General features: G+C 70.1%; 19 protein-coding genes. 10 read left to right on the top strand and 9 right to left on the bottom strand.

Annotated elements, in window-relative coordinates:
- The first annotated feature begins 305 nt into the window (after positions 1-305).
- On the top strand, positions 306-833 hold the full coding sequence (locus AC3WSN_RS29285) for a GcrA family cell cycle regulator (protein WP_192706682.1): 528 nt from the start codon (positions 306-308) through the stop codon (positions 831-833).
- A 12-nt stretch (positions 834-845) separates the two neighbouring features.
- On the opposite strand, the gene AC3WSN_RS29280 is transcribed toward AC3WSN_RS29285, so the two are convergent.
- On the bottom strand, positions 846-1,793 hold the full coding sequence (locus AC3WSN_RS29280) for a TAXI family TRAP transporter solute-binding subunit (RefSeq protein WP_492542748.1): 948 nt from the start codon (positions 1,791-1,793) through the stop codon (positions 846-848).
- Between the two features lie 275 nt (positions 1,794-2,068).
- On the opposite strand from AC3WSN_RS29280, the gene cysK reads away from it, so the two are divergent.
- The 5 genes from cysK (at position 2,069) to AC3WSN_RS29255 (ending at position 4,776) form a co-directional block, all read left to right on the top strand.
- Complete coding sequence (gene cysK / locus AC3WSN_RS29275; RefSeq protein ID WP_492542746.1) at positions 2,069-3,043, top strand: cysteine synthase A; 975 nt, start codon at positions 2,069-2,071, stop codon at positions 3,041-3,043.
- A 484-nt stretch (positions 3,044-3,527) separates the two neighbouring features.
- Positions 3,528-4,025 carry a hypothetical protein gene (locus AC3WSN_RS29270; RefSeq protein ID WP_492542744.1) on the top strand — a complete coding sequence of 166 codons (498 nt, stop codon included), beginning with the start codon at positions 3,528-3,530 and terminating at the stop codon, positions 4,023-4,025.
- A gap of 72 nt (positions 4,026-4,097) precedes the next feature.
- Complete coding sequence (locus tag AC3WSN_RS29265) at positions 4,098-4,307, top strand: hypothetical protein (RefSeq protein WP_492542742.1); 210 nt, start codon at positions 4,098-4,100, stop codon at positions 4,305-4,307.
- Positions 4,307-4,621 carry a hypothetical protein gene (locus tag AC3WSN_RS29260; protein ID WP_492542740.1) on the top strand — a complete coding sequence of 105 codons (315 nt, stop codon included), beginning with the start codon at positions 4,307-4,309 and terminating at the stop codon, positions 4,619-4,621. The genes AC3WSN_RS29265 and AC3WSN_RS29260 overlap by 1 nt, the downstream gene beginning before the upstream one ends.
- A complete protein-coding gene (locus tag AC3WSN_RS29255; protein ID WP_238194194.1) occupies positions 4,618-4,776 on the top strand; it encodes a hypothetical protein in 159 nt (52 codons plus the stop codon). Before AC3WSN_RS29260 ends, AC3WSN_RS29255 begins: the two co-directional genes overlap by 4 nt.
- A 48-nt stretch (positions 4,777-4,824) precedes the next feature.
- Here the strand turns inward: AC3WSN_RS29255 and AC3WSN_RS29250 are convergent, their stop codons facing one another.
- Positions 4,825-5,070 (bottom strand): DUF2188 domain-containing protein, encoded by a 246-nt coding sequence (locus AC3WSN_RS29250; protein WP_373622279.1) that lies wholly within the window; start codon positions 5,068-5,070, stop codon positions 4,825-4,827.
- 160 nt (positions 5,071-5,230) lie between these two features.
- Positions 5,231-7,054 carry a translational GTPase TypA gene (gene typA / locus AC3WSN_RS29245; RefSeq protein WP_192706675.1) on the bottom strand — a complete coding sequence of 608 codons (1,824 nt, stop codon included), beginning with the start codon at positions 7,052-7,054 and terminating at the stop codon, positions 5,231-5,233.
- A 427-nt stretch (positions 7,055-7,481) separates the two neighbouring features.
- Between typA and AC3WSN_RS29240 the strand changes: the two genes are divergently transcribed.
- Positions 7,482-10,130: an ABC transporter transmembrane domain-containing protein gene (locus AC3WSN_RS29240; RefSeq protein ID WP_492542737.1), complete on the top strand. Its 2,649-nt coding sequence runs from the start codon at positions 7,482-7,484 to the stop codon at positions 10,128-10,130.
- A gap of 77 nt (positions 10,131-10,207) precedes the next feature.
- Complete coding sequence (locus tag AC3WSN_RS29235; protein ID WP_192706673.1) at positions 10,208-11,644, top strand: cytochrome P450; 1,437 nt, start codon at positions 10,208-10,210, stop codon at positions 11,642-11,644.
- Here AC3WSN_RS29235 and AC3WSN_RS29230 read toward each other — a convergent pair.
- The 5 genes from AC3WSN_RS29230 to minC (AC3WSN_RS29210) all read right to left on the bottom strand — a co-directional run bounded on the left by AC3WSN_RS29230 (position 11,634) and on the right by minC (AC3WSN_RS29210) (position 15,757).
- Positions 11,634-12,518 (bottom strand): alpha/beta fold hydrolase, encoded by an 885-nt coding sequence (locus AC3WSN_RS29230; RefSeq protein ID WP_492542735.1) that lies wholly within the window; start codon positions 12,516-12,518, stop codon positions 11,634-11,636. The two genes, AC3WSN_RS29235 and AC3WSN_RS29230, sit on opposite strands and share 11 nt — an antisense overlap.
- Before the next feature lie 390 nt (positions 12,519-12,908).
- On the bottom strand, positions 12,909-13,247 hold the full coding sequence (gene minE, locus AC3WSN_RS29225) for a cell division topological specificity factor MinE (protein ID WP_492542733.1): 339 nt from the start codon (positions 13,245-13,247) through the stop codon (positions 12,909-12,911).
- Positions 13,244-14,059, bottom strand: coding sequence for a septum site-determining protein MinD (gene minD / locus AC3WSN_RS29220; RefSeq protein WP_192706670.1), 816 nt, complete (start codon positions 14,057-14,059; stop codon positions 13,244-13,246). The genes minE and minD overlap by 4 nt, the downstream gene beginning before the upstream one ends.
- 13 nt (positions 14,060-14,072) lie before the next feature.
- Positions 14,073-14,801 carry a septum site-determining protein MinC gene (minC, locus tag AC3WSN_RS29215; protein WP_192706669.1) on the bottom strand — a complete coding sequence of 243 codons (729 nt, stop codon included), beginning with the start codon at positions 14,799-14,801 and terminating at the stop codon, positions 14,073-14,075.
- 302 nt (positions 14,802-15,103) lie between these two features.
- Positions 15,104-15,757 carry a septum site-determining protein MinC gene (gene minC / locus AC3WSN_RS29210; protein WP_373622863.1) on the bottom strand — a complete coding sequence of 218 codons (654 nt, stop codon included), beginning with the start codon at positions 15,755-15,757 and terminating at the stop codon, positions 15,104-15,106.
- A 210-nt stretch (positions 15,758-15,967) separates the two neighbouring features.
- On the opposite strand from minC (AC3WSN_RS29210), the gene addA reads away from it, so the two are divergent.
- Entirely contained in the window at positions 15,968-19,459 is a 3,492-nt protein-coding gene (addA, locus tag AC3WSN_RS29205) for a double-strand break repair helicase AddA (RefSeq protein ID WP_492542730.1), read from the top strand.
- A gap of 195 nt (positions 19,460-19,654) precedes the next feature.
- Positions 19,655-19,978 carry a thioredoxin gene (trxA, locus tag AC3WSN_RS29200; RefSeq protein ID WP_010682902.1) on the top strand — a complete coding sequence of 108 codons (324 nt, stop codon included), beginning with the start codon at positions 19,655-19,657 and terminating at the stop codon, positions 19,976-19,978.
- Between the two features lie 114 nt (positions 19,979-20,092).
- On the opposite strand, the gene AC3WSN_RS29195 is transcribed toward trxA, so the two are convergent.
- A complete protein-coding gene (locus AC3WSN_RS29195; protein WP_192706666.1) occupies positions 20,093-20,986 on the bottom strand; it encodes an outer membrane protein in 894 nt (297 codons plus the stop codon).
- Positions 20,987-21,125 lie beyond the last annotated feature (139 nt).

The following is a 21,125-nucleotide window of genomic DNA, read 5'->3' as shown; positions in this document are numbered from 1 at the left end:
CCGCGGTCACGATCGGACGGGATCGCGGCGCGAGCGTGGCCGCGCCGGATCAGCGAGCCCGCACGCGTCGCCCATTGCCGGTGGACAGGGCCAGCGCCAGGCAGGGCGACGCCCTTGCAACGCTCGCGAACGCCGCGCTAGGGTCCGGTCGTGGCCTGACAAGACAGGGTGTCGCACCTGATGCGGCAGCCATTTCGTCGGCGCGCGGTCTGTCCGACGGCTTGCATAGCCGGATGACGGGTCATGGACCCGGGATGCACACCGCACGCGTGGCGCAAGTCAGGTCGCAGGGGGCGGAGGGGATTATGGAAGCGGGCCTTGGCTGGACGGATGATCGCGTAGCTCTGCTGCGGCGACTCTGGGAGGACGGGCAGAGCGCGAGCAAGATCGCCGCGCAGCTCGGCGGCGTCACCCGGAACGCGGTGATCGGCAAGGTCCATCGCCTGGGTCTGGCTGGCCGCGCCCGCGGCGCCGATGAAGCCCCGACCGCCGCAACGCCATCGAAGATCGTGGAGATCGAGACCGCCATCGCGGTGGTGGAGACCCAGGCGCCGGAGCCGGTGGCGATCCTGTCGCATCGGCCGACGCCCGAGTTTCCCGCCGCCGCGGCCGCCAAGGAGCCGGTCGCGATTCCGGTGTCTCAGCGGGTCACCATCATGGACCTGCGGGAATCCATGTGCCGCTGGCCGCTCGGGGATCCGACCACGCCGGAATTCCGCTTCTGCGGCGCGCGCTCGATCACCGGACTGCCCTACTGCACCCATCACGCGGAGATCGCCTATCAGCCCGCCACGGAGCGGAAGCGCGACCGCCGGGTGGCGTCGTTCCGCTGAGCGTCCGGCGCTTCAGCGCAGGCTGATTCCCCCCTCGGTCAGAAGTCGGGCGGTGGCGGGGTTGATCCAGGCCGCTGGAACGAGGCCGACGAGGTTCTTCGGGTGGGTTGCCCCGAGATCGGCGCGCGCGATGGCGCGGACGATCTGGTCGGCCAGCGCCGTGTCGAGGTTCGGCCGCGCCAGGACGAAGCTCCACGAGCCCACCGTCTCGATTGGCGCCGATTGCCCGGGGAAGCTGCCCGCCGGCACCGTGAGCCGCCGCATCGCCGCCCCCGGCTGGGCCAGCCGCGCGATGCCCGCCTCCGAAGGTCCGAAGAACCGGGCGCCGCCCGGATCCCGCGCCAGGGCCTGAAATCCCGGCCAGTCCAGGCCACCGCCCCAGAGCGCGTCGGCTTGTCCCGCCCGCACCAGGGCGGGCCCGTCGCCGGCCCGATCCAGCAGGATCGGACGGATGTCCCGCGCGGGATCGAGGCCCGAGGCGTCCAACGCGCTGCGCCCCATGACCGTCAGTCCGGAATTGTGGGTGCCGAGCACTACGGCGCGCCCACGCAGATCCGCCACCGTTCGGATCTGACTGCCGGCAGGAACCGCGAACAGGCCGGGCGTCGGGTACATCGGCGCCAGGATGTTCAGGCCGTCAGCCGCGGCGAGGGCCGGATAGGCGTACTCGCCCTGCACGAGGGCCAAGTCGACCTGCCCGTCGCGCAGGAGCCCGATATTCTGCGCCGATCCGCCCGAGTTCCGCGTCTCGATCGTCAGTGTGGCGTCGGCCCTATGGATCGCTGCCGCGAACGCATCGCCGAAGGCGGGAAAGCCGCCGCCGGGCGTGGCGGTGGCGAGCACGACCCGCGCCTCGGCGGCGTGTCCGGGGCGGGCCAGCATCAGCCCGAGTCCTGACAGGAGTGCCGCCCGGCGAGTCGGACGTCGGCTTGGCGGGGCACCGGCGCGCCCGCGCGTCATCGGGCACAGACCGGCGTGCGCCGCCGGTCTGGAGAACGAATTTCTATCGTGGCCGGGAAATTCAGCATAGCCGTTCCACCTCCGGCGTTCCTGACTCGCTAAAGCGGAAAGAACTTTCGGCAACGGGACTTAGCCCGATTGCCCCCGCGGCGGCAACGCGATATCGCACCCTCCTGTCCGGCGCCGGACACGGCAGCGCCCGATCGAAGGTCTTCGGTGCGGGTGGTCCGGACCCGACGTCCGTTCGTCCTATTTCCACGAGCAGGAGTTCCGCGATGGCCGATACCCTCAACGCGCCGCAGAAGGTCGGCCATGGCCGTGTCTACGGCTCGATCACCGAGACGATCGGCAACACACCACTGGTCCGGCTGAACCGCCTGCCGAAGGAACAGGGTGTCGATGCCGAGATCCTGCTGAAGCTCGAGTTCTTCAACCCGATCGCCAGCGTCAAGGATCGCATCGGCGTCAACATGATCGACGCGCTCGAGGCGTCCGGCAAGCTTCAGCCCGGCGGCACCCTGGTCGAGCCGACCTCGGGCAACACCGGCATCGCCCTGGCCTTCACGGCGGCGGCCCGAGGCTACCGGCTGATCCTGGTCATGCCGGAGACGATGTCGCTGGAGCGGCGCAAGATGCTCGCCTTCTTGGGCGCCGAGCTGGCGCTCACCCCCGGCGCTCAGGGCATGAAGGGTGCGATCGCCAAGGCCGAGGAGCTCCTGAAGGAGATCCCGGGCTCCGTAATGCCGCAGCAATTCTCGAACCCGGCGAATCCTGAGATCCATCGCAAGACCACCGCGGAGGAGATCTGGACCGACACCGGCGGCCAGCTGGACGCCTTCGTGGCCGGCGTCGGCACAGGCGGCACCGTGACCGGCGTCGGCGAGGTGCTGAAGCCGCGCCTGCCGAACCTGAAGGTCTTCGCGGTGGAGCCGGAGGATTCGCCGGTGATCTCCGGCGGCCAGCCGGGCCCGCACAAGATCCAGGGCATCGGGGCCGGGTTCATCCCCGACAACCTTCACACCGACATCCTCGACGGCGTGCTGAAGGTCTCCAACCAGACTGCCTTCGAGACCGCGCGGGCCCTCGCCCGCCTCGAGGGCATCCCGGGCGGCATCTCGACCGGCGGCAACGTGGCCGCGGCGCTTGAACTGGCCAAACAGCCGGACTTCCAGGGCAAGCGGATCGTCACCATCGCCTGCTCGTTCGCCGAGCGCTACATCTCGTCGGCGCTGTTCGACGGAATCGGCTGAGCGGCCTGGCGCCCGAACATCGCTCTCGCGCCGAAATTTAAATCTGTCATCCCGGGGCCGCATCGCGGATCCCGGGATCCAGACCCACAGGCACGTCAAGGATCGAGACCGAGCGGGTCTCTGGATGGGCTGCCGCCGGCATACCTTTTCGAGTCCCGGCTCGCCTCTGGTGCCCCGGACTGATGACCATGAGGCGACGGCTCGGTGCACGGCTCGCCGCAGGCAAAGAAGGCCAATCCAGACGCTATCGGCCGTTAATGAGTTGGCCTCTTTATCGGTAACCGATATTTTCGACCCTCAATTACCACCTCTTCAGCCAAAAGTGATCACCTCTACTGAAAATAAGCTTCGACACTGCGCGTCAGTTCTCGCATAGGATCACCTCGGGCTGGCGGAGATCGCGATGGAACCTTCGCGAAGTCGATCTGGATCTTCGTTCATCCTTCCGCTACCGCCGATCGGGCGACCGGAAGGAGATTCTCACATGCGCGGCCTGCTCTGCCTTCTCTGCTGCCTCTGGGCACAGGCGGGATTAGCCCAGGGCTTCGCCGTCCACGACCTGACGCAGGTCACCGAAGCGGCCCGCGCGAGCCTCGGCAGCGGATCATCGGCACAGGCGGAGCCGGAGCATCTCATCCTGACGTGCACGGGCTGCGCAGGCGCACCGTTGGCCGAACTGCAGCTCGGGCAGCTGAGCGACGGCACCGAGCAGCGGGTCCGGTCCGGAAAGACCTCCTTCGGCGCCCTGGAAGCGCTCTGCATCAAGCGGAATCCGGATTGCCGGCTGTCCGGCCTTCCCGCCGGCCCCGCTATCGGCTGGATCACCGTCTACGCGCTCGGAAACGGCGGAGGCGCGACTGCGGTGATCCTGCGCGACGGCGACCTGCTTTCGATCGACGCCCGGGCGACGAGCCGCGGGAGCGCCGAGGATACGGTACAGCGGCTGGTGCAGACGATCATGCCGCGTATCGTCGGCCCCTGACGTCCGGGTCGGCACCGATCGCGCAACCGTCCGTCTCCGCCTCCGTTGTCCCGCGAAGACGCAGAGAGGCGGATGATGACGAATCACGCAGACCGATCGTCGCCGAGGGACAACGACGCACCCTCCGGCGGCACGAACGCATCGGAATCCGGCAAGACCGGTTCCCAAGCGGGATCGTCGCGCGAGGACCGCGATGGAGCGAAGGGTCAGGCAAACCCGCAGCTGAGTGAAGCGATCGATCGCGCCACGGCTGCGGTCGGCCAAGACGACGGGAAGCGCTGATGGTCAGGCCGACGAGCGATTCCGGCACCGTCACCCGCAAGCCCGACGACGCGGTCGGCTCACGCGGGGATGCACCCGCGGGCGGCGGTCGGCAGACCGCCGATCAGGCCGCCGTCACCGAGATGGGCACCGGCGGAACGCCGCGCACCGAGCCGAAAGAGGGCTGGGGAAAAGCGGGCGAGCCTGGGCGGTCGCCGCCGGCGGTCGGGGGCTCATCGGGCGGGCACTCCGATCAGAAGGCGTCGCGCGGCCCGGCCGAGGACGAGAAGGTCGCGGGCGGTCGCTACCGGGCTGAGCGGGAGAATCGGGAATGAGCGAGCGCGAGGAGACCGGCGCGAAGCCGGAGAAGCCGAAGAACGTCGCGCCCGACGCGGTCAAGGATCCGAACGAGAAGACCGACGGCAAGCCCGGGATGGGGCCGCCGGCTGGCGGGACCCAGCGCGACGAGACTGATCCCGGCAGCAGCTGAGCTGGGGGTGGACGCGGACGCGGCGATGCCCGCCGCGCCCGGCGCCGCTCAGACGAGCCGGAACGGGATCGGCTCGGCGGAGAGCCGGACGTCGTCCGGCCGGCAACCCGTTTCGATACAGGCGTAGCGGATCGCGTCCTGGCGGGTCCGGAAGATGCCCCCTGCCCGTCCTCCGGTCTCGACGGCGACCCAGTGGCCGTCGCCATCCTGGCCGACGAGGTAGGACAGCGGCGCCGGGGAACCGAGCGACCGGACAGGCGGGAGCGAGTTCGACGCGACGGACATGGAGGTCATGGGGTTCACGCGGACCTCTCGGGTCCGCCATGCCGCGTTACGCCACACGGCATAAGGGTTCGATGGACTCGAGTGAGGCTTACCATAAGGACCGCATCAGCAACCGGGCCTGAGCGCCCGGTTGCCGGTTGTTCACGTCCGGTTGCCCCGGCCGTTCGGCTCAGGCCGCGTTCTCCTTGGCACGCTCGGCGCGCTTCCGGTCGTTCGGGTCGAGAACCGCCTTGCGCAGGCGGATCGACTTCGGGGTCACCTCGACGAGCTCGTCGTCTTGGATCCAGGCCAGCGAGCGCTCCAGGGTCATGCGGATCGGCGGCGTCAGGCGGACGGCCTCGTCCTTCGAGGTCGTGCGGATGTTGGTGAGTTTCTTGCCCTTGAGCACGTTCACCTCAAGGTCGTTCTCGCGGTTGTGCTCGCCGACGATCATGCCCTGGTACACCTTCCAGCCCGGCTCGATCATCATCGGGCCGCGATCCTCCAGGTTCCACATGGCGTAGGCCACGGCCTCGCCCTGGTCGTTGGAGATCAGCACGCCGTTGCGCCGGCCCGGCATCTCGCCCTTGTAGGGCTCGTAGGCCTTGAACAGCCGGTTCATGATGGCCGTGCCGCGGGTGTCGGTGAGCAGCTCGCCCTGGTAGCCGATCAGGCCGCGGGTCGGCGCGTGGAACACGAGGCGCAGGCGATTGCCGCCCGACGGCCGCATCTCCAGCATCTCGGCCTTCCGCTCGGACATCTTCTGGACGACGACGCCGGAATGCTCCTCATCGACGTCGATCACGACCTCCTCGATCGGCTCCAGCAGGCCGCCGGCCTCGTCCCGCTCGTACACGACGCGCGGGCGCGACACGGCGATCTCGAAGCCCTCGCGGCGCATCGTCTCGATCAGGATTGAGAGCTGCAGCTCGCCACGGCCCGAGACGTAGAAGCTGTCCTTATCGGCCGCCTCCTCGATCTTGAGCGTGACGTTGCCCTCGGCCTCCTTGAACAGGCGGTCGCGGATCATGCGGCTCGTGACCTTGTCACCCTCGGTGCCGGCGAGCGGGCTGTCGTTGACGATGAACGACATCGTCACGGTCGGGGGATCGATCGGCTGCGCCTGGATCGGCGTCTCGACCTGCGGGTCGCAGAACGTGTCGGCGACGGTGCCCTTCATCAGGCCGGCGATGGACACGATGTCACCCGCCTCGCCGATGTCGATCGGCGCGCGCTCCAGGCCGCGGAAGGCGAGAATCTTCGAGACGCGGCCGGTCTCCACGACCTTGCCGGTGCGATCGAGCACCTTGATCGACTGGTTCGGCTTCACCGAGCCTGCGGCGATGCGGCCGGTGATGATGCGGCCGAGGAACGGGTTGGCCTCCAGCAGGGTGCCGAGCATCCGGAACGGCCCCTCCTCGGTCCGGGCCGGCGGCACGTGCTTGAGCACGAGATCGAACAGCGGCTCGAGACCCACCGAAGGATCGGCCTCCGGGGTGTCGGCCATCCAGCCGTTGCGGCCCGAGCCGTAGAGGATCGGGAAGTCGAGCTGCTCGTCGGTCGCGTCGAGGGCGGCGAACAGGTCGAACACCTCGTTCACGACCTCGTTGATCCGCGCGTCCGGCCGGTCGACCTTGTTGATCGCCACGATCGGGCGCAGGCCGATCTTGAGCGCCTTGCCGACCACGAACTTGGTCTGCGGCATCGGGCCCTCGGCCGCGTCGACCAGCACGATCACGCCGTCGACCATCGACAGGATGCGCTCGACCTCGCCGCCGAAATCGGCGTGGCCGGGGGTGTCGACGATATTGACGCGGGTGTCCTTCCAAACGACCGAGGTCGCCTTGGCCAGGATCGTGATGCCACGCTCCTTCTCGAGGTCGTTCGAGTCCATCGCCCGCTCCTCGACCCGCTGATTCTCGCGGAAGGTGCCGGACTGGGCCAGCAGCTTGTCGACGAGGGTCGTCTTGCCGTGGTCGACGTGAGCGATGATGGCGATGTTGCGCAGATTCATGGCGGCCCGAAACGGGTTGTGCCGGCTCCCTGGCGGCCGCGCGGCGCGGCCGTCCGCGCCGGTTCAGGTACGGAGTCGTGGTGGTTGCGTCGCAATATAAGGACACGCGCCCGTCGGCAAGGCCACCGAGGACATGGCGGGGGCGCACAGCCCGAATCGCTGGGGGCAGTCGAGGTCATCGCTCGCGCGTCAGTCGGAACGGCGGACCGTCGCTGCTTTCGTGCAGGGCTGCCCTGCACGCGTGCCCGCTGCGGAAATCACCGCCCTATATCAGGACGTGCATGCGCCTCGGCGGCGGCTGCCTGCCGCTTCGGGTTGAGTTGGATGGAATCGAACCGCTCGGGTACCGTGACGGCGGCTGCACTGCGTCCGGCCGCCGCGATTCGGCCCTCGCCCCACCAGAACGGACTTACGTCGGAAGGACACGATGCGCGCGCTTGAGCCGCGGCTGTTCCCGTACATCTGGCGCTACTCCAAGGCCGATCAGCTCAAGATCTGCGCCGTGGTGTTCGCGTCGCTGCCGTTCTACTTCGCGTCGCTCGACCTGCCGAAGCGGATCGTCAACGACGCGATCACCGGGAAGGCGTTCTCTCACGGCGAGGGAACCGCACCCTTCCTCGAGATGACGGTCCAGTGGCCCGACGCGCTCGGCGGCGGGACCACCCGGCTGTTCGAGGGTTTCCAGCTGGACCGGCTGGAATTGCTGCTCGGGCTTTCGACGCTGTTCCTGACGCTCGTCCTGATCAACGGCGCCTTCAAGTTCTGGATCAACCTCCAGAAAGGCATCCTCGGCGAGCGGATGCTGCGGCGGCTCCGATTCCAGCTCTTTTCCCTGATGCTGCGCTTCTCGCCCGAGGCGCAGCGGGAGGTGAAATCCTCCGAGACCGCAACGATCATCCGCGACGAGGTCGAGCCGATCGGCTCCTTCATCGGCGACGCCATCGTGGTTCCGGTGTTCCTCGGGACGCAGGCCGCCACCGCGCTCGCCTTCATCATGATGCAGAACCTCTGGCTCGGCCTCGCGGCTGGCGGCATGGTGGGCGTGCAGATGATCGTGATCCCGCGGTTGCGGCGCGAGATCATCCGCCTCAGCCGGCGGCGCCAGATCGCCTCGCGTAACCTCGCGGGCCGCGTCGCCGAGGTGCTGGACGGGCTGCCGGCGGTCCTGCTCAACGATACCGGGCGCTGGGAACGGGCGGAGATCGGCGGCCGGCTCTACAGCCTCTACGACCTGCGCCTGCGGATCTATCGGCGCAAGTTCGCAGTCAAATACCTGAACAACCTGCTCGCCCAGGTGACGCCGTTCCTGTTCTACGCGATCGGCGGCTACTTCGCGCTGAAGGGTGAACTCGATATCGGCCAGCTGGTGGCGGTCCTCGCCGCCTATCGCGACCTGCCCCCGCCCTTGAAGGAGCTGATCGACTGGGACCAGCAGCGCCTCGACGTGGAGGTCAAGTACGAGACCGTGGCGGCGCATTTCGGGCCGCAGCGCCTGCGACCTGCCGAGCACGAATCGCAAGGGTCGCCGCCCCGGCTTGGCAGTCCGCTCCAGGTGGAAGGCCTGACCTTGCGCGATCCGCAGGGCGGCGCTCCGGTCGAGGTGCGCGATGCCGAGGTGAACCTTCCGCAGCGCCTCGCGCTGGTGCCGTCCGGCCCGGTCGCGCAGGAATTCACGCGCGTCCTGGCGGGCCTTCAAACGGCGCCGAGCGGCTCGATCCGGATCGGCGAGCACGACCTGTTCACCCTGGCGCGTCCCGTCCACGCGCACCGCATCGCGTATGCCGGCGTCGAACCAGTGCTGTTCCCCGGAACGTTGCGCGACAACATCCTCTACGGCCTGCGGGTCCGGCCGCTGCGGACGAACGGACTCGATCTCAGCAAGACCCGGATCAACGAGGCGGTGAAGACCGGCAATCCGTGCGACAGCGTCGAGGATCCCTGGGTGGATTATCGGCGTCTCGGCGTCCGCGATGCCGGGGAGCTGGACGAGCGGCTCGTCGATCTGCTCGGACGGCTCGACCTCGGCGACGACCTCTACCGGTTCGGTCTCGGGGCGCTCAGCTCGGTGGCGCACGACACGCCGGTGGGCCAACGCATGATCGCGGCCCGGGAGCATCTGCGCGAGCACTTCGCCCGCAAGGGCCTGGCCGACTTGGTGATCCCCTTCGCCCGCGGGCGCTACAACGATCAGGCGACCGTCGGCGAGAACCTGCTGTTCGGCGTCCCGCGCGATCCGAGCTTGAAGGAGCCGCAGCGCCTGGCGGCGACCCCCCTGTTCCGCCAAGCCCTCGAGAAGGTGAAGCTGCTCGACGAACTCGACCGCATGGGCGTCGCGATCGCCAGCAACCTCAAGGACATCTTCGCCGACGTGCCGCCCGGCCACCCGCTGTTCCGGCGGTTCTCGCTGATCACGCCCGACGCGCTGCCGGATTACCTGCGCCGGCTCGCCCGCCTGCCGGCCGAAGGGCGCCTGAGCGAGGCCGACAGCGTCGCCTTCCTGGCGCTGGCGCTCGCCTACGTGGAGCCCCGGATGCGTTTCGGCCTGCTCGACGAGGCGCTCGCCAAGCGGATGGTCGGCGCCCGCGGGATCGTGCAGGGCTTCATGCACGGCGACGACGGCTGCGACGTCGAATCCTACGATCCGAACCGGATCAACCCGCGCAGCACGGTCCTCGACAACCTCCTGTTCGGCCGCATCGACACGGCGCGGATGCACGGCGAGGCGCTGATCCAGCAGGAGGCGCGGGCGGTGTTCCGGGAATTCGACCTGGAGCGGCCGATCCAGCGGCGCGGTCTCGAGAAGGACGTCGGCAACCGCGGGCAATTGCTGGCCGAGCGTGTCCGCGTGCGGATCGGCCTCGCCCGGGCGATCCTGCGCGAACCCGAGATCCTGGTGGTCGATCGGGTCGACGAGCACCTCGAGCGCGGCGTCGAGACGCTGCTCGACGTCGCGGACGCCACGCTGCCCCGCGCCAGCTTGGTGGCCAGCCTCTCGCCGGACGCGGATCTCGCCCGCTTCCCCGCCCGTCTGCCGCTCCGCGATGCCGACACGCGCCTGCGCAACGCCGCCGAATGACGGAGGCGTGACCGGCGCACCCGGCGCGCCGGCGGCGGTTTACAGATCATCGCGTGTCCGGCACAGGATGGCGCCCCATGCCCACATCAATGGACGCGACCGCAACCCCGGCCCGGTCGACCGCGAGCCTCGCCGGCCTGCCGCGCGTGGTGCCGCCGCACCGCGCCCCGCCGGAGCGCGAGTTGCCGATCCCGGCCTATCTGCGCTCGATCCGCGACAACAGCCTGCGGGGGTTCTCCAAGCGGGCCTACGAGGAGCCGGTGACCCGCCGCGGCCTGCTGGGGCGCTCGAGCTTCATCCTCAACGACCCGGAGGCGATCCGGCGGGTTCTGGTCGAGAACCAGGCCAACTACGCCCGGACCACCGGCACCACCCGCATCCTGCGTCCGATCCTCGGCGACGGCCTCCTGATCAGCGAGGGATCCGCCTGGCGCCATCAGCGGCGCACGCTCGCCCCGGCCTTCACGCCGCGGGCGATCGACGGCTTGGTCCCGCACATCTCGGCCGCCGTGGACGAGGGGCTAGACCGCATCGCCGAAGAGGCGGCCGCGGGGCCGGTCGATCTGTTCAACGCGTTCTACCGGCTGGCGCTCGAGGTTGCCGGGCGCGCCATGTTCTCGGTGGGCATGGACGAGCACGGCGCGGAGCTGCGCGGGTTCATCGCCGAGTACGCCGAGCGGATGGGGCGGCCGCATCTTCTCGACATCGTGACGCCGCCGGGCTGGCCGGTGCCCCTCGACTGGTCGCGGTCGCGCTTCCGCCGCCGGTGGATCCCGTTCCTCGACCGGATCATCGCGGCCCGCCAGGCCTCGGACCGGGGTCAGGCCCGCTCGGGCGACCTGCTGGATCTGCTGGCGACGGCGCGCAACCCGGATACGGGAGCCGCCTTCTCGCCGGGCGAGCTGCGCGATCAGGTCGCCACCATGATCCTGGCCGGACACGAGACGACCGCCGGCACGCTGTTCTGGGCCGCCTACCTGCTGGCCCTCGCCCCCGAGGTGCAGGAGCGCGCCGCCGCGGAGGCGCGGGGCGCCGACCTTGCGGACCCGACCGGCTGCCAGAGCGACGGGCGACTTCCCCTCACCCGCGCGGTGATCGACGAGACTCTGCGCCTGTATCCGGCAGCGTTCGTGGTCGTCCGCCGGGCGCTCGGCCCGGACATGGTCGCCGGCCATGCGGTGAAGAAGAACGACATCGTGATGGTCAGCCCTTGGGTGCTGCACCGGCACCGTGGCCTCTGGTCCGACCCCGAGGCGTTCGATCCGGGCCGCTTCCTGCCGGGGGCGCCGCAGCCGCCGCGCTTCGCGTACCTGCCGTTCGGCGCCGGCCCGCGCGTCTGCATCGGCGCACAATTCGCGCTGAGCGAGGCGGTCCTGTCGCTGGCGCGGCTGCTGGCGCGGTTCCGGATCGTCCTGGACGAGAGGGAACCGGTCCTGCCGCAGGCCGTGGTCACCACCCAGCCGGACCGGGCGGCCCTGTTCCGGCTGATCGCGCGGGATCCGGTCAGCCCTTGATGCCGGTGATCGTCGCCGAGACGGCCCGCGGGTCGCGCAGCGGCCAGCGGCCGCTCTCCACCTGCGCGAGGAAGGCGTCGAGCAGCCGGTTGTAGGCGTCCGGCTCCTCGACGGAGAGCGCGTGGCCGGTGTTGGGCAGCATGGCCAGGGCGGCGGACGGGATGACCTGCTTGAGCATCAGGCTCGGAGCCAGGCAGGGCCAATCCTCGTCGCCGGCGAGGATCAGGGTGGGCACGGTGAGGCCTGCCAGAGCGTCGGTCAGATCGTAGAGTGAGGGCCGCTCCTTCTGGACCCCGGCCTGCGTGTTGGCGGAGCCCACGGCCGAATGCTCGGCGAGCATCCGCTTGAATTCGGCGTGGCCCCGCGGATCCTTGTTGGCGAATTGCACCCGGGTCGGTCCGTAGGCGTAGCGCTCGGCGAAGGCCGCCATGCCGTCGCGGCGCAGCATCGCGGCGGTGGCGTCGGCCTCGGCCCGGAACAGCGCCTGCCGATCAGGCTCCGCGCCGTAGCCGACGCCGCCGAGGCAGAGCGACAAGGCGCGGCCGGGATGGCGCAGGCCGAAATGGAGGGTCGCGAAGGCGCCCATCGAGATCCCGGCCACGTGCGCCGTCTGAGCCCCGACATGATCGAGGATCGCCAGGATGTCGTCGGCGGCGCGCGCCTGCGTGTAGGCCGAGACGGCCTCCGGAACGTCGGAGGGCGGATAGCCCCGGGCATTGAACGCGATCGCGTGATAGCGCTGGCCGAAATGGCGGAGCTGCGCCTCGTAGCTGCGATGATCGCCGGCGAATTCGTGGACGAAGATCAGCGGCGTCCCGCGCCCGCTCTCCTCGTAGTGGAGGCGAACTCCGTCATCCGTCGTGGCGCTCGGCATGGCGATCCCTGTGCTGATGCCCCCCGGCACACCATACCGATAACCCGAGCCGCCGGAGATGCGGCAGCCTTCAACACCGGCCGAGGTGAAACGTCTCTCCGCTCGGCCCAAGAGAATAAGCACCGTCTTTCCGGGTCGCCGCAGGCGAGCCCGGAATCCAGAACCGCCGTCGGTGCAAGATCTTGGCGCGCTGGCGGCTCTGGTTTCCGGGCTCCGCTACGCGGCCCCGGAATGACAGGGCGTGGAGTCGCGACGCCGGATCGAGAAGCGGCTCGGTCTCCATCCGCGGACCCCAAGCCTCCCAGACGGACTTGCAAGCGAAAAGCCGCGCCCGGCTGCCCGGACGCGGCTTGTGTCGATCCATACCGGCGGGAGCAATCCCGGCCCGGCTCAAGCGGCCTTCTTGGACGCCAGCTTACCGCGGCCCTTGTTGGCGGCGACCTCGGCGAGCTTGGCCGCGAGCTTCGCGTCGAGCTTGCCCGCGGCACCGAGCGGCAGCTCGATGTCGAGGCCGAGGGTCGAGACGCCCTCGCCGCGCTCCAGGGTGACCTTCACCTTGTCGGGTTCGACCGCGACGTGGTTGGCGATCACCGCCAGGATCTCCTCCCGGAGCTGGAGCACGAGGTCGGGGCGACCCGACTCGGCCCGCTCGTGGGCGAGGATCAGCTGCAGGCGGTCGCGGGCGACCGTGCCGGAGTTGCGCTTCTGGAAGATCCCGAGGATGCTCATGCCGCCCTCCGCATGAACAGCTTGTCGAGGAAGGACTTGCGCTCGACCGGCAGGCTCATCGGCACCTCCTCGCCCTTCAGGCGGCGGGCCGCGTCGGCATATGCGCGGGCCGGGGCGCAGAGCGGGTTGTTGAGGGTGACCGGGCAGCCGAGGTTCGAGGCGCGCAGCACCTCCTGGCTCTCCGGGATGATGGCGAGCAGCGGGATCGACAGGATGTCGAGCACGTCCTCGGTCTTGAGCATGTCGCCGCGGTCGGCCCGGCCTGGGTCGTAGCGGGTGAGGATCAGGTGCTTCTCGATGTCCTCGCCCTTCTCGGCCTTGGCGGTCTTGGAGTCGAGGAGGCCGATGATCCGGTCGGAGTCGCGCACCGAGGAGACCTCGGGGTTGGTCACGACCACCGCCACGTCGGCGTGGTGCATGGCGAGCTGGGCGCCGCGCTCGATGCCGGCGGGCGAGTCGCAGATGACCCAGTCGAACTTGTCGCGCAGCTCTTCCATCACCCGGGCGACGCCGGCGTCGGTGAGCGCGTCCTTGTCGCGGGTCTGCGAGGCCGGCAGCAGGTGCAGGGTCTCGACCCGCTTGTCCTTGATCAGCGCCTGCGGCAGCTTGGCGTCGCCGTTAACCACGTTGATCAGGTCATAGACGACCCGCCGCTCCGCACCCATGATTAGGTCGAGGTTGCGCAGGCCGACGTCGAAATCGACGACGCACACGCTCTGTCCGCCCTGTGCCAGGGCTGCTCCGAGGGCCGCGGTCGTCGTCGTCTTGCCGACGCCGCCCTTGCCCGATGTGACGACGAGAACCTTTGCCACGCGTCGATCTCCCTTAATCCAGGCTTGCCATTCGGATGTTGCCGTTATCGAGCCAGACCTGGGCGGCCTTGCCGCGCAGGGCCGTCCCCATGTCCTCCGCCGTCCGCACGAGGCGGTCGATCCCCAGCAACTCGGGTTCGAACTTGCGGCAGTAGATTCGTGCGCGCGGGTTGCGCGCGGCTCCGGCGATCGCGCGTCCGCGCAGGGCGCCGTAGACGTGGATGGAGCCGCCGGCCAGGATCTCGGCCCCCGAGGAGACCGAACCCATCACGGTCACGTCGCCGGTCGGGTTGATGACGCTCTGACCGGAGCGGACCGAGCCCTCGACGGTGATCGAGGTGACCACCTGCGGCTCCGGCTCGGCCGGGACGCTCGGGATCTCGATCGTCTCAGACGGGTGGCCCTTGACCAGCAGCGGCGGCAGTCCCGCCGCGACCGCGTCGGCGCCCTCGATCCCGAGGACCGCGATGCCGCGGGCCTTGAGCTCGGCCATTAACGTTTCGAGCGCGTCCGGCTCGGGCTTGAGCTGGGCGCAGTCCAGGATGACGGCCCGGCCTTTCAGCAGGGTCGGCGAGCGCTTCAGCGCCGCATCGAGGCCCGCGAGCCACTCGGGAAGCGGCGGCTCGGGGGAGAGGGCCAGGGCCTTGAAGGCCCGTCCGCGCAGGCTGAGCGGCCGGGGCGCGGAGGGAGAAGCCGCCTGGGCGGTCTCCGGATCGATCGGCTCGGGGAGGGTCTCGCTCATGTCCGCCCGTTAAGAGTCCTTACCGGACCATTGACGGCGGGTATGGTTACCGAAGGGTTAAGTTTCTGATCCGGTCGGCAAATTCTGCCGGGATCCTTGTATCGGTGCGGAAGAGGACACTTTCACGGTTCGGCCGCGACCGTCGCAAGTGCGGTCGAGCGCTCTCGTCATCGCGAGCGCAGCGAAGCGACCCGGGGCGGCGTCACCCCTGAGATTGGAGCGCCGACCGGATCGCTTCGCTGCGCGCGCAAGGACGGCACGGGTTTCGAGAGGCCGAACGAACCGCTCTCGCGAAAAGCCCATCAACCCCGCTCGAACAGGTTGAGCTTGATCGCATCCTCGAGGAGCCGGACCTCGACGGCCTGTCCGCGGAAAGCCGGATCGAGGTCGTCGGCGGCCCGGTAGAGGCCGTCGATCGCCACGAGCTCCGGCTCGAAGCGGCGACACCAGATCCGCGCCGTGGGATCACCCGCGGCGCCGGCAATGGCCCGTCCGCGCAGCGCCCCGTAGACGTGGATCGAGCCGCCGGCGATCACCTCGGCACCCGAGGCGACGGCCCCGAGCACGGTCACATCGCCTTCCAGATGCAGCACGGTCTGGCCCGACCGCACCGGTGCGTCGAGGATCAGAGAGCGCGCGACCTCCTTCGCGGGCGTCTCGGCCGGCGCGGCCTCACCAGGCGTGTCGATCTCGCCCGCGGGACGACCGCCCGACAAGGCCGGCGGTGTTCCGGATCCGAGAAGCGACGGGGCCGCACCCTCGATGCCGAGGATCGCGATGTTGCGGGCGGCGAGTTCGGCCAGCAGCCCGTCGAGATCCTCACGGCCGAGCCGCAATCCCCCGAGGTCGAGGATCACCGGCCGGCCGGCGAAGAAGTTCGGCGCGCGCCGGTTCAAGGCGTCCAGGTCGCCGAACCACTCGGACACGGGCGGCACCGGCGCCAGAACGGTGGCCATGAAGGAGCGGCCGCGGAAGCGGATCGGCGGGCGCGCCGGCTCGGATGTCGGCTGGGTCACGGGCGTGTTCGGTGTCGCTGCGAGGGTCGTCCGCATCCATGCGGCGGCGCGGCGCCGGGGGCAATCCCGCATCGCCCGGTGTGACGCCTTGGCGGGTGCGCGAGGCCGTTTCTGTTGTAGAGAGATGCGGCAGCCGAGCCGGACGGACCCTTGAGCAGCGCCACCACGCAAGCCCTCAGACCCTTCGTCGTCGATGACCTGACGCAGGCGAACCAGCGCCGGGCGGCCGACCCGCGCGCCTCGGCCTGGGTGTCGGCCAATGCCGGGGCGGGCAAGACCAAGGTGCTGACCGACCGGGTGGTGCGGCTGCTGCTCGACGGCGCGCCGCCCGGACGCATCCTGTGTCTGACCTTCACCAAGGCCGCCGCCGCCAACATGGCGATCCGCGTCTTCCGCCTTCTCGGGCGCTGGGTGACGCTGGATGACGCGGCCCTCGCCGCCGAACTCGCGGATCTGACCGGCGAGCGCGCCGGGCCGGATCGACTGCGCATGGCGCGGCGCCTGTTCGCCAGGGCCGTGGAGACGCCGGGCGGCCTGAAGATCGAGACGCTGCACGCCCTCTGCGAGCGGCTGCTGCACATGTTCCCGTTCGAGGCCAACGTCCCGGCCCGCTTCGTGGTGCTCGACGACACCAAGGCGCGCGAGCTGTTCGAGATCGAGATGGCCAACGTCCTGGCCGACGCGGTCTCGAACGGCGACACGCCGCTGAGCGCGGCCCTCGCCCGCGTGACGCCGGAGGCGACGGGCGACACCCTCCGGGCGGCGATCCGCTCCGCGATGCGGGCCCGCGGCCTGATCGGTGACCGGGCCGGGCTGGACGACGCCTTTGCGCGCCTCCACGGCGCGCTCGGGCTCGCCGCGGAGGAGACCGCCGAGCGGATCGAGGCGGCGATCCTGGACGGAGGCCCCGGCTGTGCGCCGGACGAGCGCGGCGCGCTGGTCGCGGCGCTCCGCACTGGCAAGGCCAACGACGAGAAGCTCGCGGACGCGCTCGCCGCCGCGGAGGCCGAGCGGGTGCGCTCTGAGGCGCTTCCCGACCGGAGCGAGGCGCTCGCGCTCTATCGCGGCGTGTTCTTCACCCAGAAGGACGAGCCCAAGGCCGACAGCAGCCTCGGGACCAAGAGCGTCCCGACCGCCGTGAAGGAGGCCCTGATCGCCGAGCGGGAGCGGCTGGTGCCGCTGTTCGACCGCCTGCGCGCCGCCCGCGCCCATGCCCGCACGCAGGCGCTGTTCCAGCTCGCGGCCGAGATCCATCGGCGGGTCGAAGCCCAGAAGGCCCGGCTCGGCGCCCTCGACTTCGATGATCTGATCCACAAGGCGCTGGATCTGCTCGACCGCGTCGGCGCGGGCTGGGTGCTGTACAAGCTCGACCGGGGCATCGACCATGTGCTCGTCGACGAGGCGCAGGACACCAACCCGGAGCAATGGGCGATCCTGCGGGCGATCACGCAGGAATTCGCCGCCGGCGAGGGCGCCCGGACCGGGACCCGCACGCGCTTCGCGGTGGGCGATCCCAAGCAGTCGATCTACGGCTTCCAGGGCGCGGAGCCGCGGGAATTCGCCCTTACCCGGGCGGCCTGGATCGCCGAATCGCGTTCGGCCGGCCTGACCTTCGAGGACGTCCCGCTCACGCTGTCGTTCCGCTCCACGAGCCTGGTCCTGCAGGCGGTCGACGCGGTGTTCGCCCTCGACGCGCACAATGAGGGCCTGTCCTTCGACGACACGGTGCGCAAGACCGTCCATGCCAGCGCCCGGCCCGGGGCGCCGGGCGCGGTCGAGCTGTGGCCGATCGCCGAGCCCGAGCCGGCGGCCGAGCCCGAGGCCTGGACGGCGCCGCTGGACGCGCCCGAGATCAGCGCCCCCGCCATCGTGACGGCCCGTCGCGTGGCGCAGGCGGTGCGGACCTGGACCACGCGCGGCGACGCCACCGGCCGGATCTGGCGTCCCGGCGACGTCCTGATCCTGGTGCGCAAGCGCGGACCCGCCTTCGAGGAGGTGATCCGGGCCCTGAAGGGGCTCGCAGTCCCCGTCGCCGGGCAGGACCGGCTGGAGGTCTCGGCCCATATCGCGGTGGCCGACCTCGTCGCGGCCGGACGGGCCGGCCTGCTTCCCGCCGACGACCTGACCCTCGCCACGGCGCTGAAGACGCCGCTCGTCGGCCTCACCGACGACGATCTGGTGCGGATCGCCGCTCGCCGCGACCTGTCCGAAACCCTGGAGGATGCCCTGCACCGGCACGCGGAGGCCGGCGACGCGGCGGCGATCCGCGGGCGTACGGCGCTTGCCGACTGGATCCGGCTCGCCGGCCTACACGGCCCGTTCGGCTTCTATGCCCGGCTCCTCGGCCCGCAGGGTGGCCGCGCGAAACTCGTGGCCCGCCTCGGCGGTGAGGCCGGCGACGCCATCGACGTGTTCCTCGCCGCCGCGGCCCAGGCCGAATCCGGAGAGGATGCGCCCTCTCTCGGCGGCTTCCTGGCGCGCTATGTCGGTGCCGAGGCCGGGCATACGGTCAAGCGCGACCTCGAATCGGGTCGAGACGAGGTCCGCGTGATGACCGTGCACGGGGCCAAGGGTCTCGAGGCGCCGGTGGTCGTGATCCTCGACGGCTGCGAGCCCCTGGGACGCAACGATCCGCCGCTGCTGCCGCTGGCGATGGAAGGGGCCGTCCTGCCGCCGGTCTGGTCCGGGGGGAAGACGCAGGATTGCGCGGCCGCCGGAGAGGCGCGCGCGGCCCTGCTCGCCCGTGCCCGGCAGGAACACAACCGCCTGCTGTACGTGGCCATGACCCGGGCCGCCGACCGGTTGATCGTCGCCCCCTTCCGCGGCCACGAACGCGAGAGCGAGACGGCATGGTGCCGGATGATCCATGCCGGGCTGGAGAACGCCTTCGGCGCCGGCCGGTCGATCGAGCTGTCCTACGGTTCCGCGACCGTGTGGCACGACGGGATGGAGACGGCTCGCGAACCCGGTGGGCCGCCGCAAGCCGCCGCTCCGGAGCCGGAGCCGTCCTGGCTGCGCAGCCCCGTGCCGCCCGAGCCGGAGGTGCCGACGCTCAGCCCGTCGGGCGCGCTCCAGGCCGCGGACGGCACTCGCGTGCCGCCGCCACGCCTGGCGGATGCGCAGGCCCGGCGGCGCGGCATCCTGATCCACGCGCTCCTGCAGCATCTGCCCCGGGTCGAGCCGGCACGCCGGGAGGCCGCCGGGCTCGCCTTCGTACGGTCGCGGGCGCCTGGATTACCGCGCCCCGCCGTCTACGGCATCGTCCGGTCGGTGCTGCGCCTCATCGACGACCCGGACCTCGCGCCGCTCTTCGCGCCCGAAGCGCGCGCGGAGGTCAGCCTGTCGGGGCGGGTGCGGACGGAGCAGGGCGAGCGCTCGGTCCAGGGGCGAGTGGACCGGATCTCGGTCACGGCCGACACGGTGCGCATCGCCGACTTCAAGACCGGGCGCCCGCCGGACGAGGACGCGCCGCTGCCGCCGGCCGAGGCGGGCCAGATCGCCCTGTATGCCCGGCTCCTCGGCCAGATCTATCCCGGCCGAACGATTCGTCCCATGCTGATCTGGACCTCCGGCCCGGTGATCCGATCCCTCGAGGCCAGCGACGTCGCGGCGGCCCTCGAGCATGCCAAGATCGTGACCTGACGACGCGCTCCCCGAGCTCTGCCGGTGCCGACATGCGCCAGCGCACACGCGGCAACGGGAGACGGGAGCCCGCTCTCGCCGGAGCGGCCGGACTTCTTGACCGCGCAGTCACCCGTCGCCAATTCTGGTCGGACCGCGCGGGCCCCTGCCCGTTCGACGCTGCCCGACCGGCGGCGACTTCCGAAAGGTGACGTTATGGCGACGGTGAAAGTAACCGACGCGAGCTTCGAGCAGGACGTTCTCAAGTCCGCCGAGCCCGTCGTGGTGGATTTCTGGGCGGAGTGGTGCGGCCCGTGCCGCCAGATCGGCCCGGCGCTCGAGGAGATCGCGACCGATCTTCAGGGCAAGGTGAAGATCGCCAAGGTCAACGTCGACGAGAATCCGCAGATCGCCGCCCAGTACGGCATTCGCTCGATCCCGACGCTGCTCCTGTTCAAGAACGGCGAGCGGGTTGACCAGAAGGTCGGCGCCGCCCCGAAGGGCGACCTGTCCCGCTGGATCGGCGCGCAGACCGCCTGAACGATCCGCGAGGACGGCAAAAAGGAAAGCCCGGCCGCAAGGCCGGGCTTTCTCGGTTTCAAGACCCTGTTCTTATGAAGTCCCGGGCTTCTGCCCGGGACTCGACGTCCGGTCTCAGTACGAGCCGAACTTGTAGTTCAGGCCGGCGCGGACGACAGCGAAGGCGTTCTCGTCGCGACGGGCAGTGGCCAGCGAGTACACCGGCACGAGGCCGACCGGGGAGATCGCGGCGCCGACCAGCGGGAACTGGGCGCGGTTGTTGCTGTCGAGGTTCACGTACAGGCCTTCCACCTTCAGCGTGACGGCCGAGGAGCGGAAGAAGTTCAGGAAGGAATCGGTCGGCAGGGCGTATTCGATACCGCCACCGACGGTCCAGCCGGTCTTGAAGTCGTTCCGGCGACCGGCGAAGTTCTGGAAGCCGACGCGCGCGCCGTCATCCGTGCCGGTGGCGTAGGCGAAACCGCCGGTGGCGTACACGAGGGTCCGGTCGAAGGCGTAACCGAGACGGCCGCGGACGGTGCCGAAGAAGTCGATGGTGTTGAGCGTGCCGTTGACCGGGATGAAGCCCGGGTTGATCGCGCCGGCGTTGGTGGCGAAGCGGGCGCGACGGCCGAAGTCGAGGTACTGCGCGTCGGCCTCGAAGCCGATCACGGCGCCGTTGCCCGGGCTCAGCTGCCAGTTGTAGCCGATCTGGCCACCGCCCGAGAAACCTTCGCGGCTGTTGTTGTCGTAGACCAGCGACGAGCCGTTCGGCAGAAGCGCCTGGTAGGGGACGAGACCGCCCGGCACCAGAGCGACCGGGTTGCCGGGCGTCTGGACGAAGCCGCGGGTCGAGTTGCTGCTGGCGTCGAAGGCGTAGCCGGCGTTGATACCGAAGTAGGCGCCGGTCCAGGTGAACACCGGAACGGGGGTGAACACCGGCGGCGGAGCGCGACGCGGCAGGTCGGCGGCCGAAGCGGCGGCGGTGAGCGCCGTAAACGCCGCAAGAGAGGTAACAAGCTTCTTCATTACTGTGATCCCCAGCATTAGCCCGATCGAGAGTGAAAATAAGCGATCGTGGCTTTCGGGGATGTAGCTTAGCTGCCACAGCCGGGGGAAAGCGTGGCCGTGGAGCGGCTTTCGCCGCGTTGATTGCGGCGAATCGACG

It is taken from the genome of Methylobacterium sp. FW102-HT35C08 (genome assembly GCF_058790235.1).
Note: the sequence above shows the minus strand (reverse complement) of the source record. Positions and strands in the feature narration are given on the sequence as shown.